Annotated in this window: 1 pseudogene; it reads left to right on the top strand. The window is 69.1% G+C overall.

Annotated elements, in window-relative coordinates:
- Window positions 1–189, top strand: a pseudogene (locus tag ACCD05_RS31910) (class II fructose-bisphosphate aldolase); the annotation flags it as partial.
- Window positions 190–269 lie beyond the last annotated feature (80 nt).

Genomic DNA, 269 nt, shown 5'->3' with positions numbered 1-269 from the left:
GCCTTCACCCGCCCCGTCGCCGACCACATGTTCAGCAACTACGACGGCGTCTTGAAGGTCGACGGCGAGGTCGGCAACAAGAAGACCTACGACCCCCGCTCCTGGGGCAAGGCCGCCGAGGCCGGCATGGCCGCCCGCGTCGTCGAGGCCTGCCAGCACCTCCGCTCCGCCGGGCAGTCGATCGGCTGAGGCTGGTGGGGCCGCGTGGGGGTCCTGGCCGTAAGTAACGCTCCGTTACCCACACTGAGTGACCTCTGCAGGGGGTGTAC

The organism is Rhizobium sp. Rhizsp42, assembly GCF_047304155.1.
In the GTDB taxonomy this organism is placed as follows: Bacteria; Pseudomonadota; Alphaproteobacteria; order Rhizobiales; family Rhizobiaceae; genus Rhizobium.
This window is presented reverse-complemented; position numbering and strand designations above follow the sequence as displayed.